The organism is Streptomyces sp. NPDC099050, assembly GCF_044759865.1.
GTDB lineage: Bacteria > Actinomycetota > Actinomycetes > Streptomycetales > Streptomycetaceae > Streptomyces.
Genome location: NZ_JBIWAE010000001.1, coordinates 474,115 through 487,086, shown reverse-complemented (window position 1 = coordinate 487,086; position 12,972 = coordinate 474,115). Strand labels below are relative to the sequence as shown.

8 protein-coding genes are annotated in these 12,972 nt (G+C 76.0%); all 8 read right to left on the bottom strand.

All coding sequences use genetic code 11. From position 1 onward, the window contains the following. Positions 1 to 9 precede the first annotated feature (9 nt). Positions 10 to 1,266 (bottom strand): MFS transporter, encoded by a 1,257-nt coding sequence (locus ACIQV3_RS02100; protein WP_403708795.1) that lies wholly within the window; start codon positions 1,264 to 1,266, stop codon positions 10 to 12. An 11-nt stretch (positions 1,267 to 1,277) separates the two neighbouring features. Continuing rightward, positions 1,278 to 2,594: an alkaline phosphatase family protein gene (locus ACIQV3_RS02095; protein WP_403708793.1), complete on the bottom strand. Its 1,317-nt coding sequence runs from the start codon at positions 2,592 to 2,594 to the stop codon at positions 1,278 to 1,280. Positions 2,595 to 2,666: 72 nt separating this feature from the next. Further along, a complete protein-coding gene (locus ACIQV3_RS02090; RefSeq protein ID WP_403708791.1) occupies positions 2,667 to 3,731 on the bottom strand; it encodes a galactokinase in 1,065 nt (354 codons plus the stop codon). Further along, on the bottom strand, positions 3,728 to 5,710 hold the full coding sequence (locus tag ACIQV3_RS02085) for a methyltransferase domain-containing protein (RefSeq protein ID WP_403708789.1): 1,983 nt from the start codon (positions 5,708 to 5,710) through the stop codon (positions 3,728 to 3,730). The genes ACIQV3_RS02090 and ACIQV3_RS02085 overlap by 4 nt, the downstream gene beginning before the upstream one ends. Further along, positions 5,707 to 6,882 carry a glycosyltransferase gene (locus ACIQV3_RS02080; protein ID WP_403708787.1) on the bottom strand — a complete coding sequence of 392 codons (1,176 nt, stop codon included), beginning with the start codon at positions 6,880 to 6,882 and terminating at the stop codon, positions 5,707 to 5,709. Before ACIQV3_RS02080 ends, ACIQV3_RS02085 begins: the two co-directional genes overlap by 4 nt. After that, a complete protein-coding gene (locus tag ACIQV3_RS02075) occupies positions 6,879 to 7,772 on the bottom strand; it encodes an alpha/beta fold hydrolase (RefSeq protein WP_403708785.1) in 894 nt (297 codons plus the stop codon). The genes ACIQV3_RS02080 and ACIQV3_RS02075 overlap by 4 nt, the downstream gene beginning before the upstream one ends. A gap of 7 nt (positions 7,773 to 7,779) precedes the next feature. After that, complete coding sequence (locus ACIQV3_RS02070) at positions 7,780 to 8,151, bottom strand: acyl carrier protein (RefSeq protein ID WP_403708783.1); 372 nt, start codon at positions 8,149 to 8,151, stop codon at positions 7,780 to 7,782. Further along, positions 8,141 to 12,940, bottom strand: a complete 4,800-nt coding sequence (locus tag ACIQV3_RS02065; RefSeq protein ID WP_403709146.1) for a beta-ketoacyl synthase N-terminal-like domain-containing protein — start codon at positions 12,938 to 12,940, stop codon at positions 8,141 to 8,143. The genes ACIQV3_RS02070 and ACIQV3_RS02065 overlap by 11 nt, the downstream gene beginning before the upstream one ends. Between the last annotated feature and the right edge of the window lie 32 nt (positions 12,941 to 12,972).

Here is a 12,972-nt window from a genome sequence, read left to right as displayed (position 1 = left end):
CCCCGCCGCTCATCCCTCGGGGGTTTTCTCCCCCGGGGCGGGGCCGCGGCCCGGGAGGGCGGCCGTCAGGGTGAGGGCCAGCAGCAGTCCGCCGGCCGTCGCGGCCAGCGCCGGACCCGGTCCCCACAGGGTCCAGGCCGCGCCGAAGAGCAGGGAGCCCGCGAACCGCGCCAGGGCCTGCGCCGTCTGGAGCACCGCCAGCCCGGTGGTGCGCAGCTCCGGGGGCAGCAAGGGCCCGGCCGCGGCCATCAGCACCCCGTCGGTGGCCGCGTAGAACAGGCCGAGCAGGCCGAGGACCCCGCACACGAGCACGGGCCCGGGCGGCAGCGGAGCCAGGAGCAGCAGGCAGGCGCCGAACAGCAGCAGGTGCCCGCCGAGGAAGACCCGGCGGCGGCCCAGCCGGTCGGCGAGCCGGCCGAATGGCAGGGCGGCGAGCAGGAACACGGCCGCGGTGCCGACCGGCAGCAACGGGAACCAGGCGACCGGCAGCTCCAGGCGCCGCTGGAGCAGCAGATAGAGGAACGCGTCCCCGACGGTGAACAGGCCGAGCACGGCGGCGGTCAGGCAGAGCCGCCGCAGGCCCGGTATCCGCAGGAGGGTCCGGGCCGGGGGCGTCCCGGCCGCCGGTGCGGGCGCGGGGCTCTCCCGTACGAACAGGGCCAGGACCAGCACGCCCAGCACCGCGAGGCAGCAGCTCACGGTGAAGACGGCCTCGTAGCCGTCCACCGCCACCCACAGCACGCCGAACGCGGCCAGCGGCCCCAGCAGGGCCCCGGCCGTGTCCAGCGCGCGGTGCACGCCGAAGGCGCGGCCCTGCTCCCCCGGCGGGCAGGACAGCGAGATCAGCGCGTCGCGCGGGGCGGTGCGCAGGCCCTTGCCGGTCCGGTCGGCGGCGAGCACCGCCGCCACCGACCAGGGCGTGGTGACCGCGAGCAGGGCCGCCTTGCAGGCGGCGGAGATCGCGTAGCCGGTGCCGGCGACGAGCTTGCGGCGCCGCGTGCGGTCCGAGACCCGCCCGCCCACGAGGCGCAGCAGCGCGGTGGCTCCCTGATTGAGCCCGTCCAGGGCGCCGAAGGCGAGCGGGGACATCCCGAGTCCGGCCACCAGGTACAGCGGCAGGACGGCGGTGACCATCTCGGCGGAGACGTCCGTGACCAGGCTGACCGTGCCGAGGGCGAACACCGTGCCGGGGACGGCCCGCAGGGGGCCCTTCGGAGCGGGAGGGTCTGCGGTGATGTCCGCCGCACGGCTGGTCGACAGGTACACGGGTGCCTCCTTTAGAACCAGGTGAGGGTGAGGGGGAAGGTGGTGGTGGCGGTGGTTGGGGTGGTGTCGGTGGCGGTGGCGGTGATCTGGAGGGTTCCGGTGGCCCAGGGTTTGCCGGTGATGCGGCCGGTGGCGGCGTCGAGGGTGAGGCCCCAGGGGAGGCCGGTGGCGGTGTAGCGGACGGGGGGCTTGCCGCCCGTGGTGGTGAGCTGGATGGTGCAGTTCTGGTTGAACTTGCAGGACTGCGGGCCGGGGTTGGTCAGCTTCAGGTCCGCCGAGGTCGGTGTCGGCGTGGGCGTGGGCGTCGGGGTCGGGGTCGTGGTTGAGGTCGAGGTGGGCGTCGGGGTCGGGGTGGTCGAGCCGAACACCTCGCTGATCGGCTGGACGTTGGCGGCGTTCCCGGCGTGGGTCGCCGTGCCGAACAGGTCCTCGAAGGTGCGCAACAGGTGGTGGTGGTTGAAGGCGGTGGCGTAGGTGCCCGTCTTGACGTTCGCGCCGTAGAAGACCGTGGCGATCTGGTTGGAGCCGAGGTAGTTGTCCTCGTCCCAGGTCAGCACGAGCAGGCTGTTGTTGGCCTTCGCCCACTGCGCGTAGGCGTCGATGTTGTTCTTCGTCCACGTGTCGCCCGTGCCGACCGAGCAGGAGTGCATGTCGTTGCACTGGTTGGGGACGACGAACGACAGGTTCGGCAGGGCGGCGAAGTTGTTCTGCGGGAACTGCGCCCAGGTCTTCCCGGTGTTCAGCGGCACGTTCTTGAAGGCGAACCACGGGTTGTGCTTCTGCGCGTACTGGCCGTTGGTGCACGCCGTGGAACCCTCGCTCGGCAGATCCTCGTTGTACGTCGCGAAGGTCTTGCCGGCCGCGATCAGCTCCTGGCCGAGGTTGGGCGCGGTCATCGACTGCGGGGTGTAGCAGCCGTCCCCGGTGATGCCCTGGGTGGCGCCGGAGAAGAGGTTGAAGTAGTTCGGCTGGCTGGGGTGGGTCAGCGCCTTCATTCCGGTCAGGCTCGCGCCGCCGCCCGCGAGCTGGTTGATGTACGGGGCGTTGGCGCTGCCGATGATCTCGCCGTACTGCTTGTTCTCGTACACGACGACGACCACGTGGTCGTACGCGGGGAGCGCGGCCGCGACCGTTGGGGCCGCGGAACCCCGCTCGGCGGCCTGGGAGTTGGCGATGGTGAAGGCGCCCAGGAGAGCCAGGGCGCCGAGGGTGGCGATGCCGGCGGCCAGGGCGGACCGGTGGGCCCGGTGTCTCGCGCGTGCGGTCGTGCCCGGACTCGGGCTCGTGCCCGGACTCGGGCTCGCCGGCGTCGGGGGGCGGAGGGGCATGGGTGGTTCCTCCTCGTGATGAGTGGTGCGGCTCGGGGTCGGGACCGGTGTCGGGACCCGAGGGGTGCGGTCTCACGCCTCGCGGCGGGCCGCGCCCGCGACGGTGACGTTCAGGAACCGGGGTACGGGCAGGGCCCGGTCGCGGAAGTCCTCCGCGACCGCCGCCCGCACCTCCGTCAGCCGGGCCCCGGGCAGCAGGACCAGGACGCTCCGCCCCGGCCGCTGCCCGGGCTGCCAGGCGCTGAGGGCCCCGGCCCGGCGGGCGCACGCGACGGCCCGGGCCAGTTCGGCCGTACGGTCCTGCGCGCCGTCGGGGTCCGGCCGGAGGGCCAGCAGCACCAGGCGGGACCCCGACGCGGCGGGGTCGAAGGCCACGTACCGCCGCCGGCGCCGCCGGGGCTCCGGCCGGGGCGGGCCGTGGCCGAGCAGCAGGGCCCTGCCCGGCCGGGCGAAGAGGGCGCCCCGGCGCAGGGCGTCGTCGCCGTCCGGCAGTGCCCGCGCCAGCAGCCGGGCGAGCCCCGCCCGGTCCGGGTCCTCGCCCGGCGGTGTGTGGACGTCGGCCACCGCGAGCGCCACCGCACAGGCGGCGGCCTCCTCCGTGGCGAGCCCGGCGGCCGCGGTGAGGGAGCCCTGCACGTGCAGGTCGGTCCCGCCCCGGCCGTACCCGGCCCGGGCCAGCGCGCGCAGCAGGGCGTACGGGCGGGCGGCCCAGGCCGGGGTGGCGGGCTGCGGCCCGGACAGGATCAGCGGCAGGTCGCAGCCGTCCGCCGGGTGGGCCAGGGAGCTGAGCCGTACGAGGCCGTCCGTGCGCGGGGCCGCCGCGGCCGCCACCGGCCAGCCGGCTGCCGCGACGAGGCCCGGGGAGCCCAGGTGGAAGGTGTACGGGGCGCTCCAGACCGCGGCCGGGGGCCGGCCGTGCGCGGCCTCCAGGGCGTAGGCGACCAGGCGGAAGAGCGGGTCGGCGGTGGCCCGGCGGGCCAGGTCTCCCCCGATGGGGGCCTGGGGGCCGGTGGGGGCTTCTCCTCTGCCGGAGGCGGGGCCGGTGGTGGTGGTGTCGGTGGTGGTGGCGGCGCCGGTGGTGGAGTCGGCGAGCCCCGTGTCCGGGGCCGGCCCGGTCCGCGCACCCGGGCCCGTCACGGCTGGTCCTTGCGGGCCAGCATCCGGTAGGCGTTGCCGCCGTCCATGGTGCGGGCCACCGCGGTGCGCAGCCCGTCGAGCACCGCCGCGGCGGCGAAGCAGGGCAGCGCCGCCACCCGTACGCCGCCGGCGAGGGCGCGCCGGCCGGTGGTGGCCGGGGGCCCCCAGGGCCGGTCCGGGTCGGGGGCCAGCCGGGTCGCGGTCAGGGCCACCGCGCCGAAGAAGTCGTTGCCCTGGTGGGCCGGTCCGTGTTCCTCGGCGAGGACGGTGAAGCCCCGTTCGGCCAGTGCCTCGCGCAGGTTCGCGGCGGGGATCAGGTGCTGGTGCTGCGGCTGGAACCAGGGCAGCCAGGCCGGTCCGAGCAGCCGGGCCATCCGGGAGTCGGGGTCGGGGAGTTCGATGGCGAGATGGCCGCCGGGGGCGAGGACGGCGGCCGCCGTGTCCAGTTCCGTGAGCGGGTCCCGGGTGTGCTCCAGGTAGTGGTACATGCTGACGACCTCGTACTGGCCGGCCAGTTTCACCGCGAACTCCGGGAACTGGCCCTGGTATCCGGTCTCCACCCAGCCGCGCCGCTCGGCCTCGCGGACCCCTTCGCCCATGTCCAGCCCGTCGAAGCGGGTGTCGGGCCAGACGGCCCGGGCCGCGTTGCAGAAGTGGCCGTGGCCGGTGCCGACATCGAGCCAGGACCCGGGCTCGGTGTGGGGGCGGAGCATCTCGGCCCGGCCGCGGTAGGCGGCGCCGAGCCGGCCGAAGACGGTGGCCGCGCCCTCGCCGCCGCGGCCGTCGTAGAAGTCCCTGTAGTAGAACTCCAGTCCCTCCGGGGACAGCCGGGGGTTCTGGAAGACGTGCCCGCAGGCTCCGCACTGTTCCAGGGTGAACCGGCCCGGCTTGCCCTGGAGCAGGTCGGGCACCCGGACCCGGACGGTGAGCCGCGGGGACCCGCACCAGGGGCAGTGCGGCCGGCGCGGTTCGAGGAACCGGTCGGTCCCGGCGGCCAGGTCGGCCCGGTACGCCCGGACCGACTCGGCGCGGACCGCCCCGGCCACCGCCCCGGCCACCGCCCCGGCCTGCTCCGTGTCCGCTGCGGTGGCCCGGCCGTTCGCGGGCGGGTAGCCCCCGGGTCGCGGGGTACGGGCCGTCGCGGCGGCCGTACGCAGGGCCGCGCCGAGGGAGCGGACCGGCCGGGCGGCCGTGGCCCGGGCGAGGTCGCCCGGGCGCAGGGCTGCGCCGGGCCGGCCGAACGCCAGGTAGGGCTGGATCCAGTACAGCCCCGCCGCGGCGGCCCCCCACCGGCCCTGGCGTGCGGCGACCCCGGCCAGCAGGGCCAGCCCGGCGAGCTGCGCGGCGGCGAGCGGTCCGGGCGGCAGTCCCTGGGCCCGCAGTTCGGCCGCCCGCGCGGCGCCGCGCCCGTCGGCGGGCGGGCCGCAGCTCAGGGCGGGCGCGATGGCCAGTCCGGTGGCGTCGGCGGCGTACTCCTTCACGCGCCGGGTCATCGCCATGAGGTCCGCCGGAGTGGTATCCGGGCCCGCCGGGTCCACCCCGGCCCGGGCGAGCACCTCCTCGGCGACGAGCACGGCGAACCCGGCCCCGCGCCCCTCGCCGAGCCGGTCCTGCCGGTATCCGGCCGGGTCGACCAGGCGCAGCAGGCCGAGCAGCCGCTCGGTGGGCAGGTCCCCGGGCAGCAGGTCCAGTACCCGCAGTCCCTCCCGGTCGGCGTGCGCGCAGGCCGCGAGGAAGGTGGCCGCGTCGGACTCCACCCCGCTGGCGGTGAGCAGCCGCCACCCGGCGGCGCGCGGTACCCCGGCCTCCCTGTACTCGGCCATGGGCAGCACCGGGACGGCCGCCAGCCGGCGGGCGGCGCGCACGGTGCCCGCGCCGAGGGCGGCGAGCAGCAGGGCGGAGGTCCACCGGATGCCGGGCAGGAGCGGGGGCGCGGCACGGGGGATCCGGGCGGGGGAGGGGGGCGGGGTGGGCGTCACAGGAGTTCCTCCAACCGGTCGGCCGCGGCGGCGGCCCCGCCGGCCGCGGCGAATGAGGCCTGGATCCGCCGGGCGCCCCGGCGGTGGCCGGGTTCGTCCAGTACGGCGGTCAGCGCGTCGCGCAGTTCCTCGGCCCTGGTCCTGCCGAACCGCACCCGCACCCCGGCTCCGGCCTCCACGACCTGCCGGGCGACGATCGGCTGGTCGTCGCGGATCGGGGCGACCACCAGCGGCAGGCCGTGCGCGAGGGCCTCGCAGACGGTGTTGTGGCCGGCGTGGCAGACGACCGCGTCCAAGTGCGGGAGCAGTTCCAGCTGCGGGACGCTGTCGCGCAGCAGTACGTTGCCGGGCACCGCCCCGACCAGTGGGGCCGGGGCTGCCAGGATCAACTGCACCTCTTTCTCCAGCCGTTCGGCGGCGCCGAGCACCGCACCGTAGAACCGGCCTCCGGCCTCCTGGTTGAGGGTTCCCAGCGAGACGAGAACCCGTCGCCGCTCCGGATCCAGCTGCTCCCAGGGGAAGCCGGGAGTGGGCGGACGGGCCCCGAAGGCCGGCCCGACGAAGGCGTAGTGCGGCGGGAACTCCCGCCCGCCTCCGACCAGTTCGCGGCTGGAGAAGACCAGGACCAGCCGCTCCGAGAACCGCGGGTCCCACGGCTTGCCCGTCGGCTCGGGCTCGGCCCCGCACTCCGTCAGCAGCCCGGCGATCCGCGCGGCCACCCACTCCCCGACCTTCGGGAAGTCCGCGAAGGGGAGGGTGAGTTCGGCCGAGGTGCTGGCGGAGGTCACCCAGGGAACCCCGAGCGCCCGCGCGGCCACCGGACCGGCCAGGGCCTGCTGATCGGCGACCAGCAGGTCCGGCCGGAAGGCGTCGACGGCCCGGACCACGCCGGGGAGCATCGCCCTGGCCAGCGGGACCAGCGCCTCCTCCCAGAGGAACCGCAGTGCCGCGACCCCGCGCAGATCGCGCCAGCGGGCGTGGAGCAGGGCGTAGTCGCCGCCCGCTTCGGCGCCCGACGAGAGGATCCTGGCGTGATCGGGCAGCAGCCGTGACAGTGCCCCCGGCGGACCGGTCCAGGCGACTTCGTGGCCTCGGGCGGCCAGTTCGCTGCCGACCGCCACGGTCGGGTTGACGTGTCCTGCCAGCGGCGGCACCGTGAAGAGCACCCTCATCGGACCAGCGCTCCCGCCCGCGACCGCACCGGTGCCGTCGCTGTCGTCGTCGCAGCCGTCGTCGCCGTCCCTGCGTGCGCCTCCGCCGTGGCCACCCGGTCGAGGTGGGCGAGTACGGCCGCCCGCAGCGCCCCGCTGCTCTCCTTCAGCACGTCGTGCCCGAGGCCCGGCAGGATCTCCACGGAGGTGACGTGCGGGGCGTGGCGGGCCAGTTCCCGGGCGCCCGGAACCAGTTCGGAGTGCTCGCCGCAGACGATCAGGACGGGGCAGCGCAGTCCCGCGTAGTTCGCCGGGGTGAAGGTGCGGCTCGCCGCGATGTCGTCGATCAGGGTCGTGCGGTTGAGCAGGTCGTCGGCGATGGCCGTGAGGTTGGCCGCCTTGCGCAGCCGCAGCGTGAGCAGTTCGGCGGGCACGGCACTGTCTTCCAGACCGAGTGCGGCCGCCGACAGGGTGTCCACCATGTTGTCCACCCAGGCCCCGCTGAGCGGGGGTTCGAGCAGGGTGAGCCCGGCGACCAGGTCAGGCCGGGCGAGGGCCGCGTGCAGTGCCAGGGTGCCGCCGTAGCTGTTGCCGACGAGGTGTACCGGCCGGTGCGCGAGGCCGAGCGCACCGAGCAGGGCGAAGAGGTCCCGTACGGCGGTGCGGCTGTCGTAGCCGGTGGCCGGGCGCTCGCTACGGCCGTGGCCGCGCAGGTCGTAGAGGACCACCTCGTGGCCGGCCCGGGCCACCGGGACGGCCAAGGGACAGTAGAAGGAGGACAGGTTGTCGACGACCAGCCCGTGCAGGAACACCACCAGGGGGCGGTCGGCCGCGTCGGGGCCGGCGGCGGACGCGGTGGCCGGGAGCCGTTGGACGTGGAAGCGGACGCCGCCCGCGGCAACGAAGGCCATGGCGGGATCAACCGTCCGATCCGGGTGCGGCGGCGGATCCCGCCGAGGCGCGGGCGAGGGACGCGTGGGTGCGGGAGGTGTGGGTGAGGGAGGCGTGGGTGAGGGAGGCGTGCGTGATCCGGCCGATGTGCGTGACGAGTTCACCCACGGACATGGCGAGGATGCCGTCCATGTCCTTCTCGGACAGGAAGCCCATCAGGTCGACTTCGGCGCCGTAGCGGTGGTGGAGGAGTTCGGCCAGGGCCACGAACTCGATGCTCTCCAGGGCGAGGTCCTCGTTGAACGTCGTCTTCATCGTGACCTCGTCCGCGAGGAGGTGCTCGTCACCGACGATCTCCACGAGCATGCCGGTGATCTCGGCGAGGATGTCAGCTGCCATGACTGGTCTCCGTGAGGTGGAAGGGGACGGGGGGCGGGGAGAGGGTCGTGGGACGGTCGGTCCAGGCGACGACGTGAACGGGGTGGTGGCCCTGGTGGCCGGGGTGGCCGGGGTGGCCGGGGTCGTCGAGTGGCGCGTCCGCCATGTAGGTGGTGCGGACGGGGTACGGGTGCCCGTCCGGGGAGAGCACGCACAGCTCGCCGGAGCCCGGGTCGCCGGTGACCCGCCAGTCGCGCGGGCGGCCTCCGAGTCCGGTTCCGGCGGCCTTGGCGGCCGCCTCCTTGGCGCACCAGAGTGCGGTGAGCGCGGCCGGCAGGCCGGTGCCCTCCCGGGCCGCCAGCCCCTCGGCGAGGCCGAGTTCGCCCGGCGCCAGGGCGATGCGGACGAGGGCGTCCGGGTCGGTGGTCACCTGTTCCACATCGATGCCGACCGGCAGACCGGGGTGGGCCAGGGCGACGGCGATCCGGTCCTTGTGGGCGATCGTCAGGTGGAACCCACCGGCCAGGGTTCCCCCGGCCAGGGGGCGCCCAGCCGGGTCGTTTCCGATCGGCACCTCGGCGGGGAAGACCGGCCCGGCTCCGCCGTCCCAGAGCAGGTGGCGCAGGGCGTCCTTGGCGGCGATCCGGCCCAGCAGCCAGGGTGGCCGGGCGCGCGGCGACAGCCGCTCGTAGGCCGAGCGCTCGGCGGCGCCGAGGTAGCGGCGCATGACCAGCTCCTGCGAGGCGGGGTCGGTCCAGCGGCGCCGGGCCAGGCACCAGCCCTCGGGGCGGGGTTCGCCGATGCCGCAGACCTCCGGGGTGAACTTCATCGGCCAGACCCGCTCGTCGGCTCCGAAGCGGCGGTACGTCCAGCCGTCGATCCGGGCCCAGACCCGGCCGTCGGCGCGGAGCAGCTCGACATCACCGCGCACGGTGACATCGCGGACCTCCCGGATCCGGGCGGTGGCCCCGACGAGCTCGTACGGCGAGGGCGGCGGCCCCGAGAAGCGGATGGCGTCCACGGTCGCCGGGAACACCAGCCGGTCCACGGGGAGCCTCAGCTGCATCCAGTGCCCGAAGAGCTGCCCGGCGGCGTCGAGCAGCGCGCCCGGGTCGGGCAGTGCCCGCAACACCCCGCGGATGCCGTCCGCGCCGACGGCCCGCACCTCGTGCACCCCGGCGAAGCGGGGGCCGTGGAACATCCACCGGTCCCGGTAGAGCGCCTCGGCGCTGACGGGGGCCGGCCGCGGATCGCGCAGCGGGGCGGGATCGGGGCCGGGCAGGGGCTCGTACCTCTCGCCGAGCAGCACGCACACGTCGGCGTACTCCCCGAGGGTGACGCGCACGCGGCCCGGACCGTCGGGCCGTACGGTGACCTCCACGTCGAGGGCCGGTTCCACGGGGAGCCAGCGCAGGGCCCGTACCCGGTCGTAGCCGATGACGGCCAGGCCGGGCGGTGCGTCCCGCAGGGCGGCTTCGGCCGCCAGCTCCAGCATGGTCGTCATGGGGACGACGGGGAACCGGTCGGAGTCCTCCGTCCACCCCTCGGGCTGCAGGTAGACGCAGTGGTCGCGTACGTAGGGCAGCGTGGCGAGGGAGAGGTGCAGCGTGTGGGTGCCGGGGCCGACGCCTGGCTGGGCGCCGGGGTGGGTGCCGGGCCGGGCGCCGGGGTGGGTGCCGGGGTGCGGCGCATCGGTGTGCCCTTCGGCCGGGGCCGGAGCCGCGTCCAGGGCCGAGAGCAGGACCGGCCGGGGATCCGCGGCCACCGGGACGGGCCCGGCTGGGGCGGCCGGGGTGGCAGGAGCGGCTGCCTGGGTGGCGGGGGCGGCTGCCTGGGTGGTGGCCGGTGGCACCGGGGCGGTGGTCTGCGGCAGGAGTCCGGCGAGGGTGGTGCGTGCGGCCTCGCCGAGGCGGACCAGCGGCGAGCCGAGGTCCAGGAGCACGCCGCGCCCGGCCGCGGGCGCTGCCGGTGGTACGGCGGCCCGGTCGGGGGCTCCCGTCCCGTCGGGGGCCAGCCGGTCCCAGCGCGGGGCGTGCCCCTCGGTCCACAGGGCGGCGCAGGTGCGCCGCAGGGCGGCGAGGCCGGTCAGCCGGGGCGAGGAGGCCGCCACCGAGAGGTGGGGGCGGTCGCGCAGGGTGTCCTCGACGAAGCCCGGCAGGCTGCCCGGACCGAGGGTGACGAAGCCGCGGACGCCGGCGTCCTCGTACAGCCGGAGCGTCAGCTCGCGGAAGCGGACCGGCTCCAGCAGATGGCGGAAGACGAGCTCGCGCACCGCTTCGGGCTCCGGGGGGAAGGGCGCGCAGGTGGTCGCCGACCAGAGGGGCAAGGTGGCGGGCTGGAGCGGCAGTCGGGCGAAGGCGGCGCGGACCTGCCCCAGGTAGGGCTCCCACATGGGGGTGTGGAAGCCGGAACGGAAGGGGAGTTCCTGGCCGAGGACACCCTCGGCCTTCAACCGTGCTAGTGCCGTGACCACTTCGGCCGGATCTCCGCAGATCACCGACTGGTGGGGGCAGTTGTCGTGGCTGACCACCACCCCGTCCAGTCCGTGGAGCGCGGCCTCCGCCCGCCGGGTCCCGCATCCCAGCGCCGCGTAGACCAGGTCCGGCACCTTCACCGACCCGGGTCGCAGCGAGTCCAGGAAGGTGTCGGCCGCGTCCTGCCGGTACATCCCGGCGGTCACCATCGCCGCCCACTCCCCCAGGCTGTGGCCCGCCAGCACCTCGGCACGGATGCCGAGTTCGGGCAGCACCCTGGCGAGGAACCGGCCCGTCGCGATGGCGTCGAGCGCCCGCTCCGTGAGCTCCTCGCCCCGGTTCAGCCGGGGCCGCTCCAGTCCGAGCCGGTCCGCCACGTCGTCCAGCGCCGGGGCGAACTCCGGTTCCAGGCCCGGAAACAGGAACGCCAGCCGGCCGCCCAGCGGCGCGGGCGTGAACCACACCTCCCCGCGCCCCCGCCAGGCGCGGCCCCGCGCCACCACCTTCGCGGCCAGCGCGAGCCGCTGGGGCGTGGGGCCGAGAACGGCGAGCCGGCAGGGCCCGTCGCCGCCGGACACCGGGGAGTTGGTGCCGGTGCCGGACCGGGTGCCGAAGCGGGTGCCGGTGCCAGTGCCGAAGCCAGTGCGGGAGCCGGAGCCGAAGCCGAAGCCGGTGCCGGTGCCGGACGCCAGGAGGGCGGACAGTTCGGCCGGGTCCGAGGCCGCGAGGAGGAGCAGCTCCTCGGGCGCGGGCGCCCCCACCGGTGCGGCCGGTCCGTCCAGGGGCAGGAACCGGCGCACGGGCGCGGCCGGTCGCGCGGGCGCCGTACGGCCCGGGGGCGCGTCCCGGCGTCGCGCGGCGCCCGGAGCCTCCTCCAGCACCACGTGCGCGTTGATTCCGCCGAAGCCGAAGGCGTTGACCCCGGCCCGGCGCGGCGCCGGCCCGCGTTCCCACGGCCGGGCCGCCGTCACCGGCCGCATCCGGGTCCGGGCCAGGCCGGGGTGCGGCTCCTCCAGGTGCAGGGTCGGCGGCAGCACCCCCTCGTACACCGCGAGTGCGGCCTTGATCAGCCCGGCCATGCCGGAGGCCTGCATGGTGTGGCCGAGCATGGACTTCACGGAGCCGAAGCCGATGGCGTTCCCGGCATCGAGGCCGACCGCGGCTCCGACCCCGGAGCCGGGCCCGGAGCCGGGCCCGGAGCCGGCCCCGTCGTCACCGGTCCCCTCACCGGCGGCGCCGCCCGCGTACGGCCCGAACACCTGCGCCAGTGTGTCCAGTTCGGCCGTGTCCCCCACCGGGGTCCCGGTGCCGTGTGCCTCCAGCAGCCCCAGCGCGCCGGGCGCGCGGGGGTCGAGACCCGCCTCCCGCCAGGCCCGTTCCAGCGCCCGTACCTGGCCCGCGACGAGCGGGCTCATCAAGCTCGCCGCCCTGCCGTCCCCGGCGACTCCGGTGCCGCGGATGACCGCGTAGATCCGGTCGCCGTCGCGCTCCGCGTCGGCGAGCCGCTTCAGCAGCACCACTCCGGTGCCCTCGGACAGCAGGGTTCCGTCGGCGCGCCGGTCGAAGGGCCGGATCCGCTCACTGGGGCTCAGGGCGCGCAGCTGCGTGAACACGCTCCACAGGGTGGCGATGTGGCAGTGGTGCACGGCCCCGGCGACCACCGCGTCACAGCGCCCGCCGGCCAGTAGACCCACCGCCTGGTCCACCGCCAGCAGGGAGGAGGCGCAGGCCGCGTCCAGGGTGTAGGCCGGTCCGTGGAAGTCGAGCCGGTTGGCGGTCCGGGCGGCCGTGAAGCTCGGTACGAGTCCGATCGACGCGTCGGGGCGTTCGGGACCCAGGGCCTCCTGGAAGGCGGACCGCACCGCGGCGATCCGCCGCTCGTCGAGATCGGGCGCGAGTTCGCGCAGGGTCTGCGCCAACTGGTGGGCGGTACGGACGCGTTGATCGAGCCGGGCGGTGGCCACACCCATGAACCCGCCGCGCCCCAGTACGATCCCGATCCGCGAACGGTCGGCCGGCAGGCGGCTCTCGCCGCCCGCGTCGGCGATGGCCTCGGCCGTGGCGTGCAGGGCGAGCATCTGGTCCGGTTCGGCCCCTTCCACGGTGGCCGGCATGATGCCGAACCGGGTCGGGTCGAAGGCGGCGAGCCCGTCCACGAAGCCCCCGCGCCGGCAGTAGAACCGGTCGCCCGCGACCGGTCCGTCGGCGCCGTCCGGGTCGTAGTACACCTCGGGGTCCCAGCGCCCGGGCGGGACGTCGCCGATGCAGTCCGTACCGGCCAGGAGGTTGCGGCGGTAGGCGGCGAGGTCCGCGGCGCCCGGGAACACGGCGCCCATCCCGACGATCGCCGCGTCGGTGGGCCGCGGAC